This window comes from Variovorax sp. H27-G14 (assembly GCF_046156345.1).
Classification (GTDB): domain Bacteria; phylum Pseudomonadota; class Gammaproteobacteria; order Burkholderiales; family Burkholderiaceae_C; genus Variovorax.
Window position 1 is genome coordinate 13,629 of the sequence record NZ_JAYLVN010000032.1, and the last position, 24,429, is coordinate 38,057.

The 24,429-nt window shown below is 62.4% G+C and carries 25 protein-coding genes and 1 pseudogene; 16 read left to right on the forward strand and 10 right to left on the reverse strand.

The window, feature by feature from the left end; all coding sequences use genetic code 11:
• The first annotated feature begins 572 nt into the window (after positions 1–572).
• Entirely contained in the window at positions 573–953 is a 381-nt protein-coding gene (locus VLK31_RS34580) for a response regulator (protein ID WP_409173016.1), read from the forward strand.
• Positions 954–1,130: 177 nt separating this feature from the next.
• On the opposite strand, the gene VLK31_RS34585 is transcribed toward VLK31_RS34580, so the two are convergent.
• From VLK31_RS34585 to VLK31_RS34600, 4 genes are all read right to left on the reverse strand, one after another.
• Positions 1,131–1,349, reverse strand: a complete 219-nt coding sequence (locus VLK31_RS34585; protein WP_409173017.1) for a hypothetical protein — start codon at positions 1,347–1,349, stop codon at positions 1,131–1,133.
• Positions 1,350–1,645: 296 nt separating this feature from the next.
• Complete coding sequence (locus VLK31_RS34590) at positions 1,646–2,773, reverse strand: ATP-binding protein (protein ID WP_409173018.1); 1,128 nt, start codon at positions 2,771–2,773, stop codon at positions 1,646–1,648.
• Positions 2,774–2,780: 7 nt separating this feature from the next.
• Positions 2,781–3,587 carry an alpha/beta fold hydrolase gene (locus VLK31_RS34595; protein ID WP_409173019.1) on the reverse strand — a complete coding sequence of 269 codons (807 nt, stop codon included), beginning with the start codon at positions 3,585–3,587 and terminating at the stop codon, positions 2,781–2,783.
• Positions 3,588–3,691: 104 nt separating this feature from the next.
• Complete coding sequence (locus tag VLK31_RS34600; RefSeq protein WP_409173038.1) at positions 3,692–3,844, reverse strand: hypothetical protein; 153 nt, start codon at positions 3,842–3,844, stop codon at positions 3,692–3,694.
• Positions 3,845–4,054: 210 nt separating this feature from the next.
• Here VLK31_RS34600 and VLK31_RS34605 point away from each other — a divergent pair, with 210 nt between their 5' ends.
• From VLK31_RS34605 to VLK31_RS34615, 3 genes and pseudogenes are all read left to right on the forward strand, one after another.
• Positions 4,055–4,300 (forward strand): hypothetical protein, encoded by a 246-nt coding sequence (locus tag VLK31_RS34605; RefSeq protein WP_409173020.1) that lies wholly within the window; start codon positions 4,055–4,057, stop codon positions 4,298–4,300.
• A 14-nt stretch (positions 4,301–4,314) separates the two neighbouring features.
• Positions 4,315–5,592 (forward strand): sensor histidine kinase, encoded by a 1,278-nt coding sequence (locus tag VLK31_RS34610; RefSeq protein ID WP_409173021.1) that lies wholly within the window; start codon positions 4,315–4,317, stop codon positions 5,590–5,592.
• Positions 5,534–5,683: pseudogene (locus tag VLK31_RS34615) on the forward strand (transposase domain-containing protein); the annotation flags it as partial. The gene VLK31_RS34610 and the pseudogene VLK31_RS34615, both read left to right, overlap by 59 nt.
• A gap of 28 nt (positions 5,684–5,711) precedes the next feature.
• On the opposite strand, the gene VLK31_RS34620 reads toward VLK31_RS34615, so the two are convergent.
• The 3 genes from VLK31_RS34620 to VLK31_RS34630 form a co-directional block, all read right to left on the reverse strand.
• Positions 5,712–6,893: a serine hydrolase domain-containing protein gene (locus VLK31_RS34620; RefSeq protein WP_409173022.1), complete on the reverse strand. Its 1,182-nt coding sequence runs from the start codon at positions 6,891–6,893 to the stop codon at positions 5,712–5,714.
• Positions 6,894–7,112: 219 nt separating this feature from the next.
• The gene (locus VLK31_RS34625; RefSeq protein WP_409173023.1) at positions 7,113–9,971 is read right to left on the reverse strand and encodes a PAS domain-containing protein; all 2,859 of its coding nucleotides are present in this window, start codon (positions 9,969–9,971) and stop codon (positions 7,113–7,115) included.
• An 840-nt stretch (positions 9,972–10,811) separates the two neighbouring features.
• Complete coding sequence (locus VLK31_RS34630) at positions 10,812–11,000, reverse strand: hypothetical protein (protein WP_409173024.1); 189 nt, start codon at positions 10,998–11,000, stop codon at positions 10,812–10,814.
• Positions 11,001–11,307: 307 nt separating this feature from the next.
• Here VLK31_RS34630 and VLK31_RS34635 point away from each other — a divergent pair, with 307 nt between their 5' ends.
• Entirely contained in the window at positions 11,308–11,502 is a 195-nt protein-coding gene (locus VLK31_RS34635) for a hypothetical protein (RefSeq protein WP_409173039.1), read from the forward strand.
• Here VLK31_RS34635 and VLK31_RS34640 read toward each other — a convergent pair.
• Positions 11,497–11,754, reverse strand: a complete 258-nt coding sequence (locus VLK31_RS34640; protein WP_409173025.1) for a hypothetical protein — start codon at positions 11,752–11,754, stop codon at positions 11,497–11,499. The two genes, VLK31_RS34635 and VLK31_RS34640, sit on opposite strands and share 6 nt — an antisense overlap.
• Positions 11,755–11,868: 114 nt before the next feature.
• Between VLK31_RS34640 and VLK31_RS34645 the strand changes: the two genes are divergently transcribed.
• Together VLK31_RS34645 and VLK31_RS34650 are read left to right on the forward strand one after the other, a co-directional pair.
• Complete coding sequence (locus tag VLK31_RS34645; RefSeq protein ID WP_409173026.1) at positions 11,869–12,579, forward strand: AP2 domain-containing protein; 711 nt, start codon at positions 11,869–11,871, stop codon at positions 12,577–12,579.
• An 861-nt stretch (positions 12,580–13,440) separates the two neighbouring features.
• Entirely contained in the window at positions 13,441–16,575 is a 3,135-nt protein-coding gene (locus VLK31_RS34650) for an autotransporter outer membrane beta-barrel domain-containing protein (protein WP_409173027.1), read from the forward strand.
• A gap of 30 nt (positions 16,576–16,605) precedes the next feature.
• Here the strand turns inward: VLK31_RS34650 and VLK31_RS34655 are convergent, their stop codons facing one another.
• On the reverse strand, positions 16,606–16,977 hold the full coding sequence (locus tag VLK31_RS34655; protein ID WP_409173028.1) for a flavin reductase family protein: 372 nt from the start codon (positions 16,975–16,977) through the stop codon (positions 16,606–16,608).
• Between VLK31_RS34655 and VLK31_RS34660 the strand changes: the two genes are divergently transcribed.
• Complete coding sequence (locus tag VLK31_RS34660; protein ID WP_409173040.1) at positions 16,874–17,212, forward strand: hypothetical protein; 339 nt, start codon at positions 16,874–16,876, stop codon at positions 17,210–17,212. The two genes, VLK31_RS34655 and VLK31_RS34660, sit on opposite strands and share 104 nt — an antisense overlap.
• A complete protein-coding gene (locus tag VLK31_RS34665) occupies positions 17,200–17,472 on the forward strand; it encodes a LysR substrate-binding domain-containing protein (RefSeq protein ID WP_409173029.1) in 273 nt (90 codons plus the stop codon). Before VLK31_RS34660 ends, VLK31_RS34665 begins: the two co-directional genes overlap by 13 nt.
• Positions 17,473–17,875: 403 nt before the next feature.
• Here the strand turns inward: VLK31_RS34665 and VLK31_RS34670 are convergent, their stop codons facing one another.
• Complete coding sequence (locus VLK31_RS34670) at positions 17,876–18,121, reverse strand: helix-turn-helix domain-containing protein (RefSeq protein ID WP_409173030.1); 246 nt, start codon at positions 18,119–18,121, stop codon at positions 17,876–17,878.
• A 554-nt stretch (positions 18,122–18,675) separates the two neighbouring features.
• Here VLK31_RS34670 and VLK31_RS34675 point away from each other — a divergent pair.
• From VLK31_RS34675 to VLK31_RS34705, 7 genes are all read left to right on the forward strand, one after another.
• Positions 18,676–19,095 carry a hypothetical protein gene (locus VLK31_RS34675; RefSeq protein WP_409173031.1) on the forward strand — a complete coding sequence of 140 codons (420 nt, stop codon included), beginning with the start codon at positions 18,676–18,678 and terminating at the stop codon, positions 19,093–19,095.
• A gap of 165 nt (positions 19,096–19,260) precedes the next feature.
• A complete protein-coding gene (locus VLK31_RS34680; protein WP_409173032.1) occupies positions 19,261–19,533 on the forward strand; it encodes a hypothetical protein in 273 nt (90 codons plus the stop codon).
• Between the two features lie 434 nt (positions 19,534–19,967).
• Positions 19,968–20,450: a hypothetical protein gene (locus tag VLK31_RS34685; RefSeq protein WP_409173033.1), complete on the forward strand. Its 483-nt coding sequence runs from the start codon at positions 19,968–19,970 to the stop codon at positions 20,448–20,450.
• The gene (locus VLK31_RS34690; protein WP_409173034.1) at positions 20,425–21,783 is read left to right on the forward strand and encodes a DDE-type integrase/transposase/recombinase; all 1,359 of its coding nucleotides are present in this window, start codon (positions 20,425–20,427) and stop codon (positions 21,781–21,783) included. Before VLK31_RS34685 ends, VLK31_RS34690 begins: the two co-directional genes overlap by 26 nt.
• Positions 21,780–22,490, forward strand: a complete 711-nt coding sequence (locus tag VLK31_RS34695) for a hypothetical protein (RefSeq protein WP_409173035.1) — start codon at positions 21,780–21,782, stop codon at positions 22,488–22,490. The genes VLK31_RS34690 and VLK31_RS34695 overlap by 4 nt, the downstream gene beginning before the upstream one ends.
• Positions 22,487–23,407 carry a TniB family NTP-binding protein gene (locus VLK31_RS34700; protein WP_409173036.1) on the forward strand — a complete coding sequence of 307 codons (921 nt, stop codon included), beginning with the start codon at positions 22,487–22,489 and terminating at the stop codon, positions 23,405–23,407. The genes VLK31_RS34695 and VLK31_RS34700 overlap by 4 nt, the downstream gene beginning before the upstream one ends.
• Positions 23,394–24,429: TniQ family protein (locus VLK31_RS34705; RefSeq protein ID WP_409173037.1), on the forward strand; the 1,036-nt coding region annotated here is incomplete at its 3' end. The genes VLK31_RS34700 and VLK31_RS34705, both read left to right, overlap by 14 nt.

The window sequence follows — 24,429 nt, forward strand, 5'->3', positions numbered from 1 at the left end:
GCTCCTACCGGGCTTTCAAGATGGCTGGACTGGACGCTCACCTCGGAACTGCGCGACCGTTCGCTTGGTTGCCTCTGTGTCTTCTGTTGGCTGGGCAGCCGTGGCGCGGGCGGACCCGTGGCCCCGCGGCCCAATTCCTTCTCTAGCGCGACGACCTGGAGGCGCAGCTCGGCGATGGCGGAACGGTAGGTGACCGAAGCTTTTTTGAGCGCTTCGATTTCTGTGCGGACTTCATTGCGAGCGACGCGGGAAATCTCACCCTTGAAAATGGATTCGATGTTTTGCGTGGCGCATTTTGCCGCCCGGTCATCCTTGGTTTCTGGCTCGCGTCCTTGCGGCCCCAGCAGTGCGCGCTTGGCTTTGCCACTTCACTTCTCCCTGTTTTACTCCGCAGCGCTGGCAATGATGTCCGCAATGTGCGCCGTGCCCATCGAGGACACGCCAGTTGGAGCCCTTCGCAAGCTCAGAAGATATTCGACGAGGTCGGCCAGCGGTCCCTAGGCGATCTATCTCACTGCACTCGCACGCGGCGTCCTACAGGCTGGAAAACACGGGGCGCTAATTTACGACAGATGGCACTGCACACCTTACTAGTCGAAGACAACAAGCTCATCCGCGACAACCTTATCCCGACGTTGGAGTCACTTTCCGCTGCGCGTGTACGAGGAGTTGCAGAAACAGAAGCCGCCGCCATGGCGATGATTGAAGCGCATGACGGTCGTTGGGACGTAGCAGTCGTAGACCTGTTTCTGCGCGCGGGGTCAGGCTTGAGCGTTGTCGAACGGTGTCGAAGTCGCGGAGGCCACCAGTTTGTCGTGATCTTCTCGAACTACGCTACGCCTGAAATGCGACAACAAGCTTTGCAAGTCGGTGCTGATGCCGTCTTCGACAAATCTACCGAAATCGATGGACTGCTGGACTTTCTCGAACGGCTTTCTACGGCTCGACACTGAGCGGTTTGGACGAGAGAAAACCGCGTCGTTTTACAAGAGCCTTTCGAGCAGCGCGGAAAAGCCCGCGAAATCACCTCCGGGTCGGTCTTGCACCCGCTGTGTGGACCATTCCGCCGGTCCGTACAGTGATTACGCCACTGGGCTCCTGAGGCAAGGTCATGACCAGAGGAGTCCACTTCAAACTTGCTGAGGGAAATGCTTCGCGTACGTCGCGACCACTTCGGCCCGCCAAGCGACCACCTTTGCTTCGAATGCGTCGACTCGTGCTTGCAGCAAAGCACCGTCGGGGTCGTGGGGCGGATAGGGCGAACTGAAAGGGGCGTCGAGCACGGGGTACTGCGGGACTTCAATTCCTGCTGCTCGCAGTTTCTCGATAAGTCCAATGACTTTTTGCATACGACGAGCATATGCGAAGGCGTGACCAGGCACCTGCTTCCGTGACCAGGCCCAGTCAGCTCGTTTCAGGAAGCCATCTGGCGGGACTGCTGTATGCGTCCGGCCAACCCATCGTGATCAGCCTATCGGCTCGGCCAACATGGGTGCACGAGACTTTGAACTGACCCCCAACCCTTGGACACTGTTGACGTCATGCCAGCGCCGCGGTGCCCGGCATCGGTGTTCCGAAGCGTCCGGCCGCGGTCGCCCGTGCAATAGGACTATGCGCAAGTTATTTTCCCAAGGAGTCCGCTTTTTTATCGAGCTCGGTGCGCCGGGAAGCTCAACGTGAAGGTGGTGCCCTCTGGCGATGACGAAGCAACGCGCATGTCGCCCCCATGGGCCTTCGCAATTTCCCGCACGATGTACAGGCCTAGCCCGACGCTGCGCACCTTGTTGCTGCCGGTGACGCCACGCACCATGGGCTCGAAGACATCGGCGAGCATGCCAGGAGGGATTGGCTCGCCTTCGTTGTGTATCGACACCGAGGCCGTCGGCCCGTCGATGCTTGAGCGCACGACGATGGGCGTGCCGCGCCGGCCGTACGACGCTGCGTTGCTCACTAGATTGCCGATCAACTGCGCCAGTCTGTCTGCGTCGGCAAAACACTCTCCGGGACCCTTCGCCAGATGTGTGATTTGCTGGTCCGGGAAGGCTAGCGAGAGTTCGCCCAGTGCGCGTTCGGCGACCTCGTGCAAATCCATGGGCTGCAAGTTCACGTGCAAGCCCGAGCCGACCCGCGCTTGCGTGAAGTCCAGCAGCTCTTCGATCAGGCGCTGCGCTCGCTCAACTGAATTTCGCACGTGGCCCAGCACGCGGCCCCGGCGCTCGCCCTCGGTGCGCTCGAGCAATTGGACCCCCATGCGGATTGCCGCCAACGGGTTGCGCAGGTCATGGCTCACGATGCCGACCATCTGCTCAGCGAACAGCGCCCGGTCCCTGAGCTGTAGTTGTGCTTCACGCTCTGCCTCCAACGAGGCAACAGCCCTCTTTCGAGCGGCCATGAGCTCCCGCTCGTACCGGTGGCGGTCTTCCGCCACGAAGGCGGCTATTTCGTCGAACTCGCCCTCGGCGCGCTTGCGCCGGCGCGCATTCAGGATCATCGGTATCGACTGCCCGTCGCGGTGTCGCACGTCAAACTTCACCTCGGCCAGCGAGCCCTGCATCTGCAGCGTCGGCGCCCAGTGGGTCTGGTGGAAGATGCGCCCACCCATGGTGAAAAGGTCCTGCACCCGCTTTTTCCCGACGAGGTCCTCGCGCGACATGCCGACCCACCCGCAGAAGGTGGCGTTGATCTTCAGGATGGTTCCGTCGAGCGCGGTGGCGATCAAGCCGCACGGTGCCTCGTCAAAGAGGTCAGTGACATCCGGCAGGGATGGGGTCATCGGACCCTCAAGGCTGACCGAGGGAGCCGAGAAACTCTTCGATGGCTTCACAACTTGAGCTCGGCGCGCTCAGGTGGGGGCAATGACCGACGTTCTCGACGATGCGCAGCGTGCTGCGCGGCAAGGTTCGGTGCATGTATTGTCCGACGGCCACGGGCGCAATCAGGTCTTCCGAAGACTGGATCACTAGCGTGGGGGTCTTGAGTTTTCCGACGTCCTGTCGGTTGTCCGACAGGAAGGTGGCTTTAGCAAACTGCTTGGCGATCTCCGGATCCGTGCGGCAGAAGCTGGCGGTGAGTTCCTGGCCGAGCTCGGGCCGCTCGGGCACGCCCATGATGGCGGGCGCCATGCTGCTGGCCCAGCCGAGGTAGTTGCTCTCCAGCGTGTCCAGCAGCGAATCTATGTCCTCGCGCGTGAAGCCGCCAACGTAATCGCCATCGTTGATGTAACACGGGGACGGGCCGATCATCATGTGGGCCGCGAAGGTGCCTGGCGCCTTTAGGTCGGCCAGCATGCCGATCATCGCACTCACGGAATGACCCACGAACAGCGTCGGGCCGGTTTCCGTGTCCTGCGCAATCTCCAGCAAGTCGTCGGCGTAGCCCTGAAGACTGGCGTACTTTGCGACGTCGTAAGCACTCAGGTCGGACTTGCCCGCGCCGACGAGGTCGAAGGTGACAACACGGTACCGGTCGGCGAAACGCGGCACCATGAAGCGCCACATGTTCTGGTCGCAGCCGAAGCCGTGCGCAAATATCATCGTCGCGGGTCCCGAACCTTGAACCTGGATGTTGTTGCGCTGCTGGATTTTCATGACAAATGTTCGGGCTCGACCCGAAACAAGTTGGAGCGCCCTGGGGCGCCGGAAGCGGGCATTCTGCCCTGACCTAGTCTCGCGTAGTACATGCCGATGTTTGCTTAGGGCCCACCGGCATGCTGCGAGGTTCGCTCAGCCGCTTCATACCGATTGCCCTTCCTTTTCTTGACGTTCAACAGCGCGGCAGTCACGATGATCTCGACGCGCAGGTCCGGCACGGCCAGTCTTGCTTCGCACGTGGCGCGGGTGGGCATGGCAGCGCAGCCTGGTCGCGGCCTCACGCATATTCACAAGGCCGCTCGCCAGCGAACTACTGCCACCTGAAAGAAATATGGTGCTTCTGGTTGGCATTGCGACAGTCGCCTCCTATGTACGCCTCCGCACAGACAATGCGCATCCGGTGGACCATGCTCCAGACGAAGCAGCGCGCCGCGCTGACACTGGCTCCGCCTCAAGGCGTATTCATGGACATCCAATTGTTGCTACGGCTCGACCGCATGGCGCCGCCACGTCTTCTGACGCTGCAGGCGGACTTTGCCGCGGCAAAGCGGCTGCTCGACGAAGGACTCATCGAAGCCTCGCACCTGATGCGGTCCACCAAGTCGGGCATCGGCCTGCACACGATGCTGGTGCGGGTCATCACAGCAAAGGGACAGTTGGCCGTCGCACAAGAAAAGGCCCGTCCCCACACCAAACAAAACATCACCTGACCAGCGAAATACACATGCACCGCTTCCTTTCCAACAACCGCGAGGAGCTGATCGCAAGGTGCAAACTGAAGGTGAGCCTGCGTCGTTCGCGCGCGGCAACGCCGACGCAGCTGGACAACGGGGTGCCGATGTTCTTGGATCAACTCACGCGAACGCTTGCCGCGGAGTACGTCGACGACGCGGCCGAGAGCTCTGCTATTTCGGGGCCCTCCGGAGGCGATGCGCTCGCACTTTCAGAAATAGGCCTGAGCGCAACGGCGCATGGCAAAGAGCTGCTGAATATCGGCTACACCGTCGACCAGGTAGTGCATGACTACGGCGATCTCTGCCAAGCCATCACAGACTTGGCGTTCGAGCGCGACGCGCCGTTCTCCGTGGAGGAGTTCCGCACGTTGAACCGTTGCCTGGACAACGCCATAGCAGACGCCGTCACCGAATTCAGCTTTCAGCGTGACGCCCTTTTGTCGGTGCAGCAGATTGCGCTTGAAAAGCAACGGCTGGGCTTCTTGGTGCACGAGCTGCGCAACTCGCTCGGCACGGCCACGCTCGCCGTACGGGCGCTGGAGTTGGGCAACATGCCCATCAGCGGCGCCACAGGCGCCATCCTGAAGCGCAGTCTTTCGACGCTCGGCTTGTTGATCAGCAGGGCTACCGCGGAAGTGTGGGGCGAGGGAATGGACCAGCGCCAGACGTTCTCGGTCGCCACCTTCATTGCCGATGTCGAGCTTGCGGCCCGGCTCGACCCAGGCATGAAAGACGCAGTGTTTGAAGTGCGTGCTGTCGACCCCTCGCTGGCGGTTCACGCCAACCGCGACCTTCTTCACGCTGCGTTGGCCAACCTGCTGCAGAACGCATTCAAGTTCACCCGTGAAAACTCGCTGGTGACCCTGAAGGCGCACGCCTTGGGCGAGCATGTGCTCATCGACGTGGAAGACCACTGCGGCGGCTTGGCGCCCGGCAGCGCGGCAAAAATGTTCGTGCCCTTCAGGCCCAACGAAGACATTCGCGCCGGCCTAGGCCTGGGGCTGTCGATCGCACGCCAGAGCATCGAAGCCAGCGCATCTACCAGGTACGCTATGACACTCGGGCCCAGGCCCGCCTGGACATCGTGGACTGGATCGAAGGCTTCTATAACCGGGTGCGCATTCACTCCGCAAACGGGTACGTCGCTCCGGTCACACGAGAGCGCAGCCTTCTGGCTGCATGACTTGATGTACGTGGAAACGAGGCAAGGTCATGAGCCTCGTGCAGTCAGCAAAAATCAACGGTCACGACCCGCACGCGTACCTTAACGACGTGCTGACCAGACTGCCCACGCATCTGAACAGTCGCATCGACGAATTGCTTCCCCACAACTGGCGGCGCAGATTGACGGCGGCTTAGGGCCCCACGACCGGTACGTGCGGCGAACTCATTTCGCTCCCACGCGGCAGGGTGCTGCGGCCAACATTCGCGCTGCGCGTAGAAACGCCACCGGGCCGACCCAGCTGACGTTCCAGTTGTCCGCGACCGGCACTTGGCGCTTGTGAGCTATCACCATCTGCCGTTTCGGCACCACGAGGATGTACTGGCCATGAACACCCCAGGCCATGTAGGCACCGCTCAATGGCGAGTCCCGCGGCTCGTCCAGCAGCCACCACAAGTACCCGTAACCGAATCCGCGCCGCGCTGTGTGCGGTGGATGCATCTCTGCAGCGGGCGTGGTCTGCCGCGTCATCCGTTCGACCCAGTCGGCCGGCACGAGCTGCTGGCCTTTCCAGTTGCCCTGCTGCAGCATCAGGTACCCCAGCCGCGCCATGTCGCGCGTGGACAGGTAGAAGGGATAGGCCAGATGCTCCGAGCGCCGCGCGTCGCCGCTGCGTGCGTGGCTGGCCAGGTCGAAGTCCTCAAGCTGAAGTGGTGTGGCCAGATCGTCCGAGAAAGCCTGGTAAATGCTCCGGCCAGTGAGGCGTTCGAAGGCTGTCCCCGCGGCGTTGAAGTCCCAGTTGTTGTAGAGGAAATAGCTGCCGGGCACGTGCGACCCTCGTGGGGGCGCGGCTGCCGCGTCGTCTCCGCCGTTGGCGGCCGCGTGATAGACGCCCGAACGCGCGGCGAGCAGGTCGCGCAACCTGGCCTGCCGCTCGATGGGGAGCAAGCCGCCCACGTCGTCGATGCCCAGGTCGGCAAGCGTGCGGTCGAGGTCGATAGTGCCGTTGGCCACGTACTTGCCGTACATCATTGAAAGCACGCTCTTGCGCACGGAGAACACGATGCTGACGCTCTGGACCGGCCCCTCGCTGAACAGCACGCGGCCATCCTGCACCGCCATGAGAGCGGTCGTGTCCAGCGTGCGCAGATAGCTGCGGGTGGCGTCAAGTTCACGGCGGCAGGCGCTGCCCGGTTCAGGGTCAGGTGCCACCGCCCAGGATGCTTGCGGAAAGACCACCGGCGCAGCAGGAGTTGCAGTTGTGCATCCACTGGCGAGCAACAGCGCGAAGACATACGTGAAGCACAGCAACCATTCCTGCTTGGGGCGTCCTCGCTTTGCGCATTCCTTTTCGACGAGCTGGCGTGAATTTTCGGCGAGAGCGTCTTCGAGAATCAGATGAGGCATGGGAGCCGCCATTCTCGCGAATCGGAGGGGCAAATTGCTTCGGTGGCCGTTAGCCTACGAGTCGTAGCTTTCACACGGCAGATTTGGCATGACTGCTCACGGACAAGAAACCTGCCCTCAGAGGCCTGGAAAGCTCCCTGCGTTGTGGGTCGTTCCACCCGGAGGCCCTCAAAACTTCTGCGAACGCAGCGGAACAGCCTCGTTGACTGGCGTCCCTATTCAACGCGGCAATTCGCCTGAGCGCGAATCCCGATTGACCTCGACGATTCCGCCGACACCCGGCCCATCGGGAAAGAAGAAGGCGTAGCGGTTGCGCCCTGCGGCCTTGGCGTTGTAGAGCGCAGCGTCAGCCCGTGCCAGCAGTTCAGCCGCGCTGATAGCCGCATCGCGCGCGCGCTGGTAAGCAATGCCTATGCTGGTCGAGACTTCGATGTGCGCGCCCTCGACCATGAAAGGCGGTGCGTTGATCTGCTCGACGATCTTTGCCGCCACGGTGGCGATAGCGTCGGGTGAACCGATGTCTTCCATCACGAGCACGAACTCGTCGCCGGCCAGCCGCGCCACCATGTCGGTGCCGCGCACATTGGCCTGTAGCCGGCGCGCGTATTCGACCAGCACGGCGTCGCCGTGTGCGTGGCCGAGCGTGTCGTTGATCGCCTTGAAGCGGTCGACGTCGAGGAACATCAGGGCGATCGACGCGCCGTCCTGACGCGCCCGCGCGACTGCGGCCGGCAGGTACTCGTTGAAGGCCAGGCGATTGGGCAGGCCGGTGAGTGTGTCGATGCGCGCGAGCTCGAACAGCTGCCGCTCCACCACCTTGAGCCGCGTGATGTCCAGGGCGAGCGAGAAGATGCCGTGCGTGACGCCGTCGGCACGTGTGTCGGGCACGTAGATCACCTGCGTGACGCGGTCGTGGCCCGGGCTCTGCGTGCTGGTCTCAAATTCGACGCGCTCGCCGGCCAGAGCGCGCGCGAGCATGGGCTTGCGCTGTTCGTACACCTCGGTGCCGGCCACATCCCTGAAATGGCGACCCAGTATCTTGGAGGGCGTCTGACCGAACCAATCGCCGCTGGCCGCGTTGATAAAGGTGATGTTCTCGCTGCGGTCGATGTACGTGATCAGCGCCGGCATGTTGTCGGAGATGGAGCGCAACCTCAACTCGCTCTCGGCCAAACGCAGCTCCGTCTCCATCCGAGTCGTGATGTTGAAGCTCATCAGATAGAAGCCCAGCACCTCTCCCTGCACATTGCAGTCAGGCACGATGTTGACTTGGAAATGGCCCTGCTTATCGCGCAAAGGCGCGCGCACCGGGAAGTGCACCGGCTTGCCGGCCATCACCTCGGGCAGGTGCGGGGCGATCTGCTCGTAAACCGAGTCGCCTAGTGAAGAGCGCAGGGTCACACCTATCATCGGTCCGTCGCCCAGCTGTGCCATCTGACGCGCGCGGCTGTTGCCGTAGTGGCAGTTCAGTTCGCGGTCAAAATAGCCCACCAGCGCCGGCATGTTGTCGGTCACGTCGCGCAGGCGCCGCTCCTGCTGCGCCAGCGCGCGTCGCATGTTCACTTCCTCTGTGACATCGAAGGTCATCGCGAATACGCCACGCACCACTCCCTGGGCGTCGATGTCGGGGATGTAGTGCGCCTTGAAGGTTCGATCGCCGTGACCGCGTGCCGCATCGCCGGCCTTCTCGACGATGCAGGTCTCGCCGGCCAGCGCACGGCGGTAATAGGGCTCGACCAGCGCGAAATCGGCCGCGCCTCGCGCATCGGGCATTGACTTGCCGACGAGGGCGTCGCCCTGCAGGACGCCGCGGACGTGCGCATTGGTGAACGTGTAGTGCAGCGACGCGTCGACGTGCGAGACCAACGCCGGGATGTTGTCGGCGATGGTGCGCACCTGCGCCTCACTGTGCGCGAGACTCTGCTCGACGCGCCGTCGCTCGGTGATGAGCTGGTCGAAGGTCCGTGACAAGTCGCCTATCTCGTCGTTGGCGTAACTGCGCGGGCGCGCGGGGCCTTCGAGCCCGGCCGGTCGACTCTGCGCAAAGCGCATGTGCTCGTGGAGTTCGCCCAGCGGATTGAGTTGACGCCGCACGACAACCAGCGCGAGCGCGCCGGCCGCGAGGCCAAGGATCAGCGCGCCAATCCAGGTGCCGCGTTCGATCGCCTTGATGCTCGCGAAGGCCTCGTCCTGCGGGTACATCGCGCCGACCACCCAGTCGGTCTGGCGGATGTGCTTGAACGCAAAAAGAGCAGGCCGGCCGGTCTCATCAATGCCATAGGTCGAACCCTCGAAGCCGGTGCTCACAAGCCGCGTCTCAGCCTTGTCGCTGCCGTACTCTCCAACGTTGTGAAGAATGCGCGCGGTCAACGGGTGGTCGACCACAGTGCCGTCCGTGGTGGCGATGAACAGGTAGCCGCTGTGGCCGAACTTCACGTCGGCCAATGAGCCCAGGATATTGCGATCCTGCAGGTTCACAGCGCCTGACATCACAAACCTGACTTGCCCGGTGCTGTCGAACAGCGGCTCGGTAATTGCCACCTGTGCGAGGCCATTGATGCGATTGCGATAGGGCTGGGACACAACACCGACTTTGGTGGCGATGGTGCGCAGGAAATAGTCGCGGTCCTTAAGGTTGACCGCGCCGATTTGCTGCGAGCCGTTGAGGTTGGCGACCAGGTTGCCGTTGAGGTCTATCACCGCAACGTTGTCGAATGCCTGCTTGAGCGGCGGATGCTTTTCCAGGAACGGCTGGATCTGCGTGGCGTCCTTGAAGCCCTGCGTCTCGATGCTGTCGCCGAAGGTCTGCAGCAGCGTGCGGCGGCTGGCAAACTTTTCGTCGATCGCTTCAGCGATGTTGGTGACGCTGGCCATTTCCTCGGCACTGATCGAGGCCTGCATGCGGTTCTTCACTAGCTGCAGAGCGACGGTCGCGATAGTTAGCGTCGCGGCCATCACCACCGCGGCCACACCGAGGCTCATGCGAGCCTTGAGCCCATAGCGGCGCGGTCGAGTGGTGGCCTCGACGGATGGGTGATCAGGCAAAGGTGTGATGTGTGGCAACAGTGAAAGATCCATTGTGGAACAGCATCCGGCTGGAACACTGCCGAAACACGAACGACGCAGCCCAGCGAATCGATTAATGCACAAGGCAGCACCTCGACCGTCGCTGCCGTACGTCTACTCTGAGAAAAATCTCCGATTTCCGTAGTGCTATCAGTCGCTCGGAGGTTGGGTAGTGCCAAATTCAGGCGCGAATTTTTAGCACCTCCTGGACGGCGGGTCCAGGCTGCAAGCGGAGCTGCCAGTTGGTCAATACGTGATGGCTTGTCGCTTAACCGTCCAGCGCAAGGTGTATGGGGCGCTGAATGAGAATTTCACGGCTGGTCCTGAAGCGCGAATCTGGTGTGCTGTTTTGTGCGTATTCCCAAGTGCGTCGCCAAATCCGCTTGCTGCAAAATCATGTTGCCCTTGACCTACCTTCTTCGGCTTAACCATTCGACCCTCCCTGCAATCGTCGATTGCGGAGAAGACATACGGTTCGTTTCAATCCTCAAGGCGACTGGTCTGATTGAGGCCAAGATCGCGCCGGCACGCGGTGCAACGGGGAGCTATATGCGCGCGCCTGTGGCCGTCGTCATGTGCATAACCGAAGAGGGCTACGCCGAAATCTCCAGAATTCATTTTGAGTCGACGCGAGCGTCTATCGCAGCGTCACCCTTCGTTTCGGGTTGATGGCTCGGGCGCGACCAAGCAAAGTGATCGGCTTGAAGGATCAGTCCCGCTGTTTTTGGTTCAGCGCGCAGGGCGAGGCTCTATGGGAAACCGTCTGGGCTCGCATGACTCAGCCAGTCTTGCTGGGCCACATTGTTGACCGCGAGGCCAACAAGCACTTGCTTCGCGAAGCGCCGAGGTACGTTACGGGTAGGTAATCTCATGCGGGTGAAATGGCAGCCCGGCCTCCCTATCCTGCAGCCTGACCCGTACAAAATCACCGCTCATGCCCGTGATGATTCCTGGTTGTCCATCGATTTTGACCGCGCGGCCCCGTCGTGCTGGCACGCCAAACTTTTCGCGAATCGCACTCAGGTTGTCAGTTTTTTTCATGTTGTCCAATTTTTATGGCTCGGGAACAGCTGAACCTTTGAGTCCATGTCTCCCGCAACTTTCTTAATAATTGATTCCAAAGTACTACTATTCGTGACTACCCGGAGTCAGACAAGCACCTGTTGCGATGTGATTCAAATTGTCCGAGCTGGAGCCACTTCTCCATGAATCGCCGGCAATGACTCGTACGTTCTTCTTGATGTCTGCGGGTACACGTCGTCAACTCGGAAGCCAGCGATACGCAAACGAGTAAGTCGAGGCACCTTGTGGCTCCGAAGGTGCTCGGCGCGAGCGTGCGAAGTAATGAGTGAGCTCACCCACCCGGTTGGCCATCGTTGGCGTCATGATTGACGAACCAAGTGATGGCAAGTACTTCGGCGGGATTTCCGCAGCTCCCGTGTTCAGCGAAGTCGTGCAGCAGACACTTCGCCTTATGAACTTCGCGCCTAACCTGCCGGTCAAGGCGTTGATTTTGACCAACGGTGTTGCCGAAAATCTATGAAAGTTCGGCGCAATCTAAAGCCGAACCAATACCAGCACCGAACCACTGCCGAGAGGCAGGCTGGGTGAGCTGAGCGAATTCAGAAATCTGTGCAGGAGTTTGCGGAGCGATACCGTTGCAACCTTCGGCGTGAATGCGAAACGCTAGGAGCACGCGCTGGGTTTCAAACGCTAAATCAAGAAGAATGAACTCCTTCGAGCGGGGCTGCACGTGCGCGACGCAGTTGCCAGCGGCGTCCGTGCGCGCGAACATTCGCGAATACCGATCTACTCCCTGGGAAGGTCCTGCGCATGAAACCGATGACCAGTGAGCTGACCCACGCGAACGAGGCGGAAAATGCCTAAGGGCGTGCCGCACGAATCGGACATGTACGGCATCTATCCCATGCCCTGGGGTTTCACAGTTTCGGTGACCAGGGATCGGGCCCGTCATGTCGAAATCTTCGGCGTTGCGCAGTGGGGGGGACGCGAAGAGGCATTGCGCCAAGCGCGTGCGTGGCGCGATTCCCTGATACAGCGGGTGCTACCCGCCACACGCCGTGAGCGCGCAGAGAAGCTGCGGGTCAATAACAAGACGGGAGTATCAGGCGTAACGCCCCTGCTGCGAGCTGACGGCAGCGTCCAGGGCTGGCGAGCCAAGACCTATGTCGGGCCCGGCCAGATCCTCCATGTTTACTTTCCGATGAGCGTCCATGGGGAAGCGGCGAAAGAACTCGCCATTGAAGCGCGTGCGGCACAACTGGAGCAAATGGCTGGACTTACCCGGCCTCATCCGGCTGAAGCGTCACTCCGCACTCGGCCTGCATCGCGCCGTGCACCAGCCGGGCGCAAACTCTCAAAACCAGAGATCGTCGGGCGCAACAATTCCAGCGGCGTCAGCGGCGTGCAGTTCAAGGCCGGCCAGGGCGAGCACCCGGGCTACTGGATGGCCATCACCGGCGCGCGCGGTGCGCCCTCCATCTCGAAGGCGTTCTCCATCAAGACGCATGGCTTCGAGACGGCGAAGGAACTCGCCATCGCCGAACGAGCTCGGCAGCTCACAGAAAAGAACGCAGGGCCACCAGATTCGCATCCGTAGCAGACATCGACGGGCCCGCCCTTAGTTACAACACGCGAGCCGCTTGAGCGAGCGACCCTCGAGCAAGTCTCGGCAGCAGGGCTTGAAGAGCAACTGCCTGGATCTCCGGCGACGGCCTCCGCGGTGCCGCCGGCGCCTGCGAGGGTGAAGTGTCTGCCGGCTGCTCATTTACCGGTACTACGGCCGCATACAGCACGTAGACGATTTGCGCATCGAGATGGGCAACGGTGTCGCTTGCCAAAAAGCTACTTGCCATCGCGCAACTGATACCTCAGGAATGCCTTGGAACCTTGAGCGTGGGAACGCAAAAGCGGCTCAAGTTCCTACCTCAACGCATGGAGTTTTCTAAGCTCAATATCTACGAGGTCGAGTGCACCTGGTTGACGCGCTTGTTGGCCCCGCCAGCCCTCCACGCACGCAGGCGCCGCAGCGATGCCTGTAGTTGCTGAGCTTCTTCGTCACCACCCGGCTGCAGCTCGGGCAGCTCAAACGTCGGCAGACGACCGCGCATGCCATTAGCGGTCGTCGGCGCGTCGCGGGGAGACCGCCTCAAAGACGTGTTGATCCGCTACCCACCACTCTTTCGAACTGAGAACTTTCGAATCAATCGAGAAACAGGGGTTACTTCTCGAAGCAGTTCAGGGTAGACGTGTCACGGGCCGGTCATTTGCGACCCAGCGCGAGTGAAAAGCCGGCTGCGAGGCGACTTGGGAGGTACCCGTTATCGGGCATATCGCCAGTTGCTACGCGTACTTACATTTTTGACTTGCAAATTCGAAATCACGGGGTGCGGAGGAGCAAGCCATTGCTGTCGCACGTGGGCGCCTGCCCGATCAGGTAACGATGAAACAAGTTGACGCCATGAATAAGACTTTTCGTACTCTCTGGAATCCTACGCGCAGCACCTGGGTCGCCACCCCCGAAATCTCGCGCGGCCACGCGCGGTCGTCCTCACGATCTTCTTGCGGCACCCGCGCCGTGGCGATGGCCGTCGCGCTCGTGTGCGCCGGGCCGGCGCTGGCCGCGGGCGGTGCCGGCGGCCAACCTGTCGGCGAGCCGATGCTGCATGCGGGCGCCGGCGGCAGCGATGGCAACGGTGGCAGCGGCGGCCTCAACGACTCCAACGCGGGCGCCAGCGGCGGCAACGGCGGCGCATCGACGCCGGCCGGTGTTGTGGCCGGCAGCGACGCCGTTCGCGGCAGCTTCCTGGCCGCTACCCCGGGCACCGGCGGCGCGGCAGGCGCTGCCATCACCATCGTGAGTCCCGGCGTGTTCCAGGGCGACAGTGGCACCGCCGGCCAGGCGCAAACCGGTGGCTTCGGCGCGGGCGACGGCTACGGCGGCGGCGGCGGCGGCGGCTTCCAGGGCGCATCAATTGCCACAAACGCGACCTCGTCCACCGACAGCTACACCGGCGGCAACGGCGGCGCGGGCGGCCAGGGCTATTGGGCCGCTGGCGGCGGCGGTGCGGGCGGCTACGGCGCGATCCTGAACGGCGCGCTGGTCAGCTACACATCTTCCGGCCCAGCCACGGGCGGCGTGGGCGGCGCGGGCGGCGACGCCTTCTCGCAAGGCGGCGGTGGCGGCAGCGGCGGGGGCGGGTTCTACCTGAACGCGGCTGCGCAGGGGCTGACCTTCACCAACCTCTGCATGATCACCGGCGGCGCGGGCGGTGCCGGGGGCGCGGGCGGCACCACGCTCACGCCGGCCCAGCTCAATGCATCGGGCGGCGGCGGCGGCGCGGGCGGCATCGGCCTCACGTTGGCTGGCAGCGCCATCACCGTGAACAACGTCGGGCGCATCCTCGGCGGCGCCGGGGGCGTGGGCGGTGACGGCGGCGGCGGCGCGACCGGCAACGGCGCACCGGGCGCGGGCGGGGACGGCGGCACGGGCCTGTCGTCGCAGGGCGGCGGCGGCGCCGTCAACAACACCGGCACCATCGCGGGCGGTGCGGGTGGCGCGAGCGGGCTCAACACCACGGGCGGCGCGGCGGGCGCGACAGGTGCCGGCGGCGTCGGCGTGCTGGGCTCCAACCTGGCCGTGACCAACAGCGGCACCATCGCGGGCGGGCTGGGGGGTGACGGCGCCACGCTAGCCTCGGCGGTCGAATTCACGGCCGGCAGCAACAGCTTCACGCTGCAGACCGGCGCCGTGCTGACGGGCGCCATTGCCATCGACACCGGCGCTACCGCTAGCGTGATCGCCGGCTCCGACGGCCTCACGGTGGGCAACGCCCTGCTGCTGGGCGGCACCGGCACCATCGACACCCAGGGCAACAACCTGCGCTGGACCGGGCCCATCTCGGGCGCGGCCGACCTCATCAAGGCCGGCGCGGGCGTGCTCACGGTGAGCGGCGCCAACACCAACTCCGGCGCCACCAGCGTCGCGGCTGGCACCTTGCGCGCCGGCGCGCTCAACACCTTCAGCAGCGCCAGCGCCTTCAACGTGGCCAGCGGCGCCACGCTCGACCTGGCCGGCTTCAACCAAGCCGTGGCGTCGGTCGCCAACAGCGGCACCGTGTCGCTGGTGGGCACCGTGCCCGGCACCACGCTCACCGTGACCGGCCCGTGGGTGGGCAACGGCGGCACGCTGCGCCTGGGCACCGCGCTGGGCGACAGCACCAGCGTGAGCGACCGGCTGGTGCTCAGCGGCGCCACCGCCATCGCCAGCGGCACGACCAACGTGCAGATCGTCAACCTGGGTGGCCTGGGCGGGCTCACCGCCGGCAACGGCATCGAGGTGATCAGCGCCATCAACGGCGCGACGACCACCGCGCAGACCACCCGAAGCGCCTTCAACCTGGCCGGCGGGCACGTCGATGCCGGCGCGTACCAGTACCGCCTGTATGCGGCGGACGCCAGTGGCACGGGGGAGAACTGGTACCTGCGCTCGACCACGACCATCACGCCGCCGGGGGGCGGAACGGGCACGGGAACCGACCCCGGCACGCCCGTCGGCGCGGGAACAGGGACAGGCACCGGCATTGGCGCCGGATCGGCCACCGGCTTCGGCGGCATCGTCGTGCCCACGTACCGCAACGAGGTGGCGCTGTATGCCGCGCTGCCCGAGCAGGTACGCCAGGCCGGCCTGGCGATGCTGGGCAACCTGCACCAGCGCGTGGGCGACGACGGCGCCAGCGGCACCAACACCGCCTCGCCCGAGCAGGGCTACCGCCAGGCATGGGGCCGCATCATCAGCACCGACCGCACCATCGGCCAGTCCGGCACCGTCAGCCCCACGAGCGAAGGGCGGCTCACGGGCTTCCAGGCCGGCACTGACCTGTGGGCCGACCCCAACTGGCGCGTGGGCGTGTACGTGGGCCAGCTCGACGGCACCATGAGCGTGACCGGCTTCGCCGGCGGCCTGCAGAACTACGGCGTGGGCTCCACCGACCTGCGCAACCAGTTCCTGGGCGCCTATGCCACCTGGAAGAACGACACCGGCCTGTACGTCGACGGCGTGCTGCAGGCCGGGCGCCACCGCTACACCGCATCGCCCACGCTGGGCTTCGGCAGCTCGGGCAAGGGCAACAGCCTGCTGGCCTCTATCGAGGTGGGCCAGTCGTTTCCCCTTGCGGAAAACTGGCGCATCGAGCCGCAGCTGCAGTTGGTTCACCAGCGCGTGAACCTGGACGACAACGGCATCGTCGGCGCCTTGGTGCAGCAGAATCCCCACAACGGCTGGCTGCTGCGCGCGGGCGTGCGCGTGAAGGGCGAGATCGCCACCGGCGCCGGCCTGCTGCAACCGTACGTGCGCGTGAACGTGTACCGCAGCGGCAGCGGCTCCGACGCGACCCGCTTCGTCGGCCCCGCGGCCTACACCGACATCGCGACCGTCACTGGAGGCACCAGCACCGAGCTGGCCGGCGGCGCCACGCTGAGCCTGACGCCAAGCACCAGTCTCTATGCGGAGCTGGGCAAGCTGTGGTCGTCGAGCGGCGACGCGCGCATCAAGAGCGGCGTGAACGCAAGCGTGGGCGTGAAGGTGCGCTGGTAAGCACCAGGCAGAAGCAACAAGTGCGCCGTTTCATTGAGCGCTCACCTGGATGAACCTGCCTAGCGCGTACACCAGCAGGCTGCCGGCCTGCTGCCGCGCGCCGACCACCTCGCCGAAGACCACCGTGTGTAATGCCAACGCCGTGGCCGTCGGCACCCGGCAGTCGAACGCCGCGGCGCGGTTGCTCAGCATGGGCGCGCCAGAGTGCGACGTGGTCCAGCCGTCGTCCCGGAAGAGGTCGGGCACGGCGTTCATGCCGACAAGGTCACGCGCCTTCTGCTCGTCAGCCACCGACAACATGCGCACCCCGAAAAACCCCGCACGAATCGCCGCGGCATGCGTCTTCGATGCCTGGTTGATGCACATCAACGGCGTGGGTGGCTCGGCCGGCACCGAGGTCACCGCCGTGGCCGTGCAACCCAAAAATTCGGCCTTCGTCGACCGTGGTGATCACGCATACGCCGGCTGCCAGCCTGCGCATGCTCGCCTCGAAGTCGTGGCCCAGCGCTTCGCGCGCAACGCGGGGCACGCGTTCGATGGTTGTCGAGAACAGCGGCGCCACGCAGCTCACAGCGCCACCAGTGGAATGCCGCCGTCCACAGCAGCCGCATTTATGCGTGGGAATTGCTCGACGTAGGCAAGGCGGTGCAGGTCCGCGTCACGGGCCAGCTGACATGCAGCGGGGCCTACCAGATGCTGCACGCGGCTTTAAATGCGCATGAGCTGGCTTGCCTTCCGGCGGACATGACGCAGCCGCACGTAGTCGCTGGCCGGCTGCTGCGGGTAATGGACGATTGCTGTCCAAGTTTTCCCGCTCTGCATGCCTACTACCCGAGCCATCGCAACTCGTCCCGCGCGATGCAGCTGGTGATAGAGGCGATCCGGTACAGGCGGTAGGGGCTGGATCCAGGCGGATGTCTGCTCAGGGCCGAGGCTGTGTGAAAACTCAATTCGGTCTCCATCAATCCGAAAGTCGACCTCTCAGCCGGGCCCAGGCTGCGTTTTTTTGGATGTGCCAAGGGGTCAAAGACCCCTGAAAGATGACTCAGCGGTGTTTTCACACAGCCTCGGCGCATTGCAGACGCTCGTTGAAAGGGGGGTGAATCCGCTCAAGTTGAAAGGCGCGCCATCCGGAACCCTCACGAGTTGATTAGCGCGCTGCACGAACCTCCGATGGCGCACCGGCTCGCAACCCAAAGGCGCACCTGGCCCTCAATGAGAAGGATCGATGGCGTTCCGCAACTGGCATTAAGGTGTGCGATCCGAAGTCCGAGCCTCGAGCGAGATGACGCAAGCAAGACTAGAGATCAGCTTGCGAAGCGAGCTCTGCAACGGACACCCCGATTCCCTTGGCAATAGCCACTACCAACATGATTCCGGGGTTCTGCACGCCGCGCTCGACACTGCTCATGTACGAGCGGTCAACTTGGCTCCGGTGGGCAAGCTCTTCCTGCGAAATTCCCCTCGCCTTACGCAACTGCCGGACGGCATTGCCGAGCGCCACCAGCGCAGGGTCGCGCGCATATTTGGGAGAGGGGGCCGGCATGGACAAAATGGTCCGGCCATGCGTACTATTGCACCACGGACGATATTCCACATAACAGTCGCCTCATGCTGCAAGTAGACCAACGGTTCAAGATTGAGATGTCGCCATTTCCCGGGATCGACGAGACGCATCTGCACTCTTTTCCTTGGGTGGAACACTGTCTGAATGGGCCTGTTTGGTACGCGGAGGTTTTGCCGCCGCCGTCAGAGGATGGCGGCCAATTCTGGCGTCGGTTTCTGGTGACGCGTATCGACGATCTCCTCCGCATCCTAGACCGAGGACACTGGCAGCGGTCTCGTGTGTATGCCGTACTACCTTCCTACATGACCGGGGGGAGCGATCCATCGTTCACACGGTGCACATCCTTGTGGCGATGTCGAGCCCTCGACGGGCAACAGCATTCGCAATGGTTGTTCGAGACTGAGCAGGGCAACTACCTGGAACCCACGTCTGGGATGGAATTGGCGGATGTCGTGCGGGTATGCGAGCACTGGCGGGACACGGGAGAACCCGAACCTCGCATTCATTGCACGTCATGAGCGCGGCATCGGCGCATGGGTCCGAAGCGCACCACCGCGCTGGATGTTCGAAACCGCGATCGCTATCTCGAAAAGAAATCTGGGTTGGCGCTTGCCGATGTCATACAGAAGGCTGTCGGCGACAGGCACACGTGTGCGAGCAAAGCAGTTGCGCGCGCTCAGGGCTATCGCTTGATGCTCGCCCTGCGCCTCGATCGGCTTGAATGCCTAGCTCAATTGCTTCGCGCTCGCATGAGCAGCGAACCCAAATGGGTCCTCCCACACGCCGCTTTCGGGCCGACGATTGACACTGCGTCTTTTCGACTATTGCTAATAAGTGCCCCGCTAAAACTCACAACAGCCTTCTGGGAAAAAGGAACGCCATTTTCAGAGGCAAGTGGACTGATAAAAGACCTTTTCGCGGGCCTGAGCATCTTTAATAAACAACTTAATTGACAACCGAACGTACCAATAGCCGCAAGATGACCGCAACTTGGACGCGACCATCCACAGATCTCGTCGTTGACTTTTAAAAAAGCACGCCTACGATACATAGCAGTATTGCTCAAAACTGCCGAAAACAGCAGGCATCCAAGCTGCTGAAAGGCATCCGGAGATCTTATGCCCCCCAACATTCATGAATTTTTATGGGCCGCCTACGGCCCGATCATGGATGCAAAAGCGCTTTGCAAGGTCTTGCATTACCCCAGCACGACCGCCTTGAACACGGCCCGCAGCAGGGGCAGCTTGCCTTTTTCGCCTATCAAAATTGAGCACCGCCGCGGAGTCTTCGCTTTGACGAACGAAATAGCGCAGGTGCTGGAACGCGTGGAGCAAGACAGGACGTTGCCCAGCGTCTCAGACAAGCATCACCCGGAAAGCATCGCCGCTTGAGGCATGTCTTCTAAGGAGCCATCATGAAATAAAACACGCCATCTAACCATGAAGGCTAGACGGCGTGAGTCCGCCGTTTTACTGACGGGCCTTGGTCGGGCACTTTCAGTATCTCATTCGGCTATTCATCAAGTCAAGCCTGGCGCCATAAGGCGGGTGCTTTCGAGCGCGCCGCCCACGTTTTCCTTTTGCCAAATTGATTTGATGGAGGTCGCATGACGACATCTCTAAGGCTTCGCTTTGCCCGATTGACGGGGCAGGACTCATCCTCTCAAGCGCCGCGCGGAATTACCCGCAGCGGCCACCGTGTACGCGGAATCTTTGCGTCCACGCGTTTCAACTGCCCGATGCAGTGGGAATCATGCCTCCAGTGGGACCTCATGTACCGGCTGGAGGCCTCCTGGCTTGTCGCCGACGCTTGCAGTCGCCCCGCCATGGTGAACATTGTCTTGGAGGACGGCACAAGCTACCGATACACGCCGCATGCGGTAGCGACGCGGCGCGACGAACTGATGGTCTGTCTTGAATGCGTGCCGGACACGCAGAGGGCGGATTCGACATTGGCGGCGCGCCACACCGCCATTCGCACGCACCTGGCAAGGCTGGAAATTTTGTTCCAAGTTGTCAGCGAAGCTCAATTGCATCATCCCGTCGCACACCGCAACGCCCGAACACTCGCGCAAGCCTTGCGCAGCGGCCGACCGCTCGATTGCGACGTCGAAGACTGCAGGCGGCTGGCCAAGAACGGCCCGACGACCTTCCACCAGCTTGAAAAGCTTCTGGGACGCGTCGCGTCTCTTCGCATGCTCGCGTTGGGCCATGCTTACTTCGACGTGCATGAACACCTTGAAGCCACTACGCCGCTGACGTTTGACCTTCAGGAGCACTTCGATGCAGCTGACTTCATTCACGCCTAACAGACAGTTCGTGCTGTTCCAGAAGGTCATCACGATCCGCTCGATCATCGATGCCGATCGCATGATACTGGCCGACGAAGAGGGCAACGAACGTCTCTGGGAAATCGCCACCCTGCACATCCACTATCGCGCAGGCAACCTGAAGGGCATCAAAAGCGCTCGGCGCGAGACTCAGGAGCGAAAAGTCTGCGTGGCTGTTCGCCTGGCCGGGGACGTCAGCGAGGCGGCCAAGATGCAGGGTTACGCAAGACAGCAATATCTGAGGGCCATTGAGCGCGCGGGACTGCGAGTGCGCTCGGACAGCGTCGCCCTTCGCGAAGTGCTGGAGGCGGTGCGTCAGATGCTGGGCGAACGACGCGCGCCCAGCCTGAGCACCCTGAATCGTTGGCGTGCCCGGCTCAGCGCGCAAGGCGGTGATCCTGCGGCGTGCCTGCCGTACTTCGAGCGCCGCGGGGGGCCCGGAAAGCAGCGCATGCGCGACGAAGTCAAGCAGGCACTGAATGCGGTGCTCGACAACTTCTATCTCACGACGGAGCGGTACTCGATCAATGCCGCCTACAAGGTTTTCGAGGGCGAGCTTCTGGAGAAGAACAAGTGGCGCCCTCAGCAACACGCCTTGACGATTCCTTCGTACTCGACCTTTGTTCGGTGCTTGCGCCGGCGTTCAGGTTTCGATGTCGTAGCCGCGCGCGAGGGTGCGGTGCATGCACTCTCGGTTTTTCGCTCGAGCGGCAGAAACACCGAAATGCATGGGCTGAACGAGTGCTGGGAAATCGACCACACGACGTTGGACCTGTTTGTGGTGGACGAGGAGAGCGGCCTGCCACTCGGGCGCCCGCGCGTGACCATGGCCATTGAGCACTACAGCCGCTCGGTCATGGGCTTTGACATAGGTTTCAGCGGCACCTCCGCGCAAGCGACGCTGGACTGCCTGAAGCACGCCATTCTTCCAAAGTCGTACCTGCGCGAAAAATACCCTGACGTTCAGGGCGACTGGCCGTGCCACGGCATACCGATGGTTTTGAAATGCGACAACGGGCCGGAGTTTCACTCCCATTCCCTCAAACAGGCGTGCTTTGAGCTCGGTATTGACCTGCAGTACTGCCCAATCAAGTCACCTTGGTACAAGGCGCGCGTGGAACGATTCTTCCGGACGTTCAGCACGCAGGCGCTGATGGGCTTGCCAGGCGCAACTGGCTCCCACTTCTACACGCGCCCAAAGGACTACGACCCCGCAGCCGGCGCGCTGATCGATCTCAAACAGTTGCAGCGCCTCCTGCACCTCTGGGTCGTTGACGTGTACATGGCACGCGATCACAGGGGGTTGGCATGAGCCCATACGAACTCTGGCGCAGCGCCTCAGCGGTCACGCCTGTTCGCCTGCCCATGGATCCGAATGAACTGGACGTGGTCTGCAGCGACTCCGTCAACTGCACTCTGACCACACGGGGCATCGAGCTGGACAACTGCACGTTCAACAGCCGTCTGCTGCAAGGCATCCTGCGACAAGCGCCGAAAGGCGCCAATCCGAAAACCATGAGCGTGCCGGTTCAGGTCCGCGTCAACCGATCCCTCATGGCGTTCATCTGGGTGACGGATCCCCGCACCAACGAGCGGCTTCAGGTGCCGAACACTGACTCCGTCAAAGCAGAGCTCAGCGCCTACCAGATCAAGGTTGCACGTGCGATGCAGCTCAAGGGGCGCGACCAGGGCCAGACGATCACGATCGCGCAGGCTATCAAAAGATCGCGCGAGGTGGTCCGCTCGCTGGAGATGGCGAACACGCAAAGCGCCAGGCGCCGGGCGCTGAAGTTGATGACCCTTCCCCCCGAGCCGCAGATCCCAACAGGAGCGGCGATCGCAGCGCCACCGGCTCGACAGGCTAGCTCGCGCAAGCACCGTGCCGCAAACAGGAATTTCGCCGAAGGCCATTTGGTTGAAGACGTCAAGCGGCAGCCAACCATCCCGCAGGACGAGGACATTCCAATCCTGGCTACCGTCGTGCGCTCGTCAAGGAACGTTGACTGGGAGCAACCATGATCTGCATCGAGACGCTTGCATTTCAGGACGCCATGGACCGCCTGGCCAGCTGCCACGCCGACAGTGGGGTCGACGACAACCCCCAGAGCATGCGGCTGTTCGGTGTTTCGGGTGTGGGCAAATCGTTCGTTTTCAAGGAATATTGCCTGCGCAACCCACCTGTTCACGGGGACGAAGTCACGCGCCTGCCTGTGGTGTACGTCAAGATTCCGTCAAAGCCGACGCGACGGTCGATCTTCAGGGCTTTTCTCCATGCTGTACAGATCCAAGTCGGGCCAGGATCAGCCGACTCGCTGCGCGACCGCGCGAAATTTCTCTACACGCAATGCTGCGTCGAATTTGTTTGTGTCGACGAGGTCCAGCACCTGATCGACCGCGGTCAGGCAAGAACTTTTGCCGCAGCTGCAGATGCGCTGAAAGAGATGCTCGACTTGCTGATGATCCCCGTCGCGTACGGGGGGGCTCCGCGCGCACAGATCCTGTTTACGCACAACAACCAGTTGCGCTCACGGGTACCCGAAACACTCCGGCTTTATCCCTTTGACCTGGAGGGCGGGTTCGCGCAGTTGCGCGGCTTTTTACACGAACTCGCCTGCGACATGAGCGATGAAAATCGCAAGTGGCTCGCCAGCTCCGAAGTGGCGACGCGCATGTTCTACGCGAGCGATGGCGTTCACCGTTCCATCGCCTTCATGGTCAAGCGAATGGCCCGCCTAACCAGCGACCTGAGAACACTCGACTACGTCACCCTGGAGGAAATGTTCGCGCGCTACTACTGGCCCAAGGTACCTGCGGTCCTCAACCCGTTCCACAAGTCGTTTGCCATGCGCAGGCTCAACCGGGTTGGCGAGATTCACGAGCCGACCTACTTGGACGGCGATAACCATGGGGAGGATGTCGGGTATGGCGCAATCTAGCCCCCACTATATGCATCCTCGCGCGGGACTGCCGCCCGCCGGGGGATTTCCAATCTCGCTGATTCGCACGCGCCCGATTGGTACGACCGGCGCCAATTCCGGTTATGCCGAATCGCTGGCGTCGTGGATTTGTCGTCTCCAGAAAGCCAACCAGATCTTGCGCTTGAAACTGCTGATGGCGAGGGCCGGATTTGTGAACTTCGCGTTCGTCGATTGTCCCCCGCATTTCGAGTTGGCTGTGACCGCTTGGAGCCGCCTCAGCGGGCGCAGCACGCAGGAAATCGCACCGATGTTGCTGTCCTTGCGTGATACCCAGATGACGCAAGACAAAAGTAGTTTCGTCTTGCGCGCATGGGCGCTGCAGCCGAGGCCTGCCAGGTCCTTAGCAAATCGTTGTCGTCATGTCATATGCCCGATCTGCCTCGCACAAGACGAGGTTGCGTACTGGCGAAAAAGCTGGCGGTTTGCAACGACCGTCTGCTGCGACGTTCATGACACCCGCATGATTGAGAGTTGCCCCCAATGTCAGAGCGGCTTCGCCATACCGCGGCTTGGCTCTTGTCCGTTGAGTCACTGCGACAGCTGCGGCTTGGACCTGCGGCTCTTAAGTCCGAAAAGCGATGCCCTCGCCGGTCGACTCATCCGAAAAACTATTCACCAGCTCTACGCCGACGCAGACAGCACGGCTACGCCGCTAGAGGGATGGCCCTGTCGGCGTCTTCGCAGGCTTCTGGCGTTTGGTTGCTCCGCAGGGCCCGAACAGACGTCGCTTGAGTCAATCTCGGATCTTCGGATTCGAGCCGGCTTGCGCAACGCAGTTATCGTCCGATTCGTCGATTTGTTCGCTTGCCGGCCTATAGATATACGCTGGCGTGCTGCTTGCCTTGTGGAAGACAGAGCTGGCCCCGGAAATCTGAACAAGCCGATAAGTGTGGAAACTGCTCCTGCTGGCGAGGACCTCGCCTGTGAAGACTGGAGCGAATATGAGCAGAAGACCCCGCCGCACGCACTCAGCGGCCTTC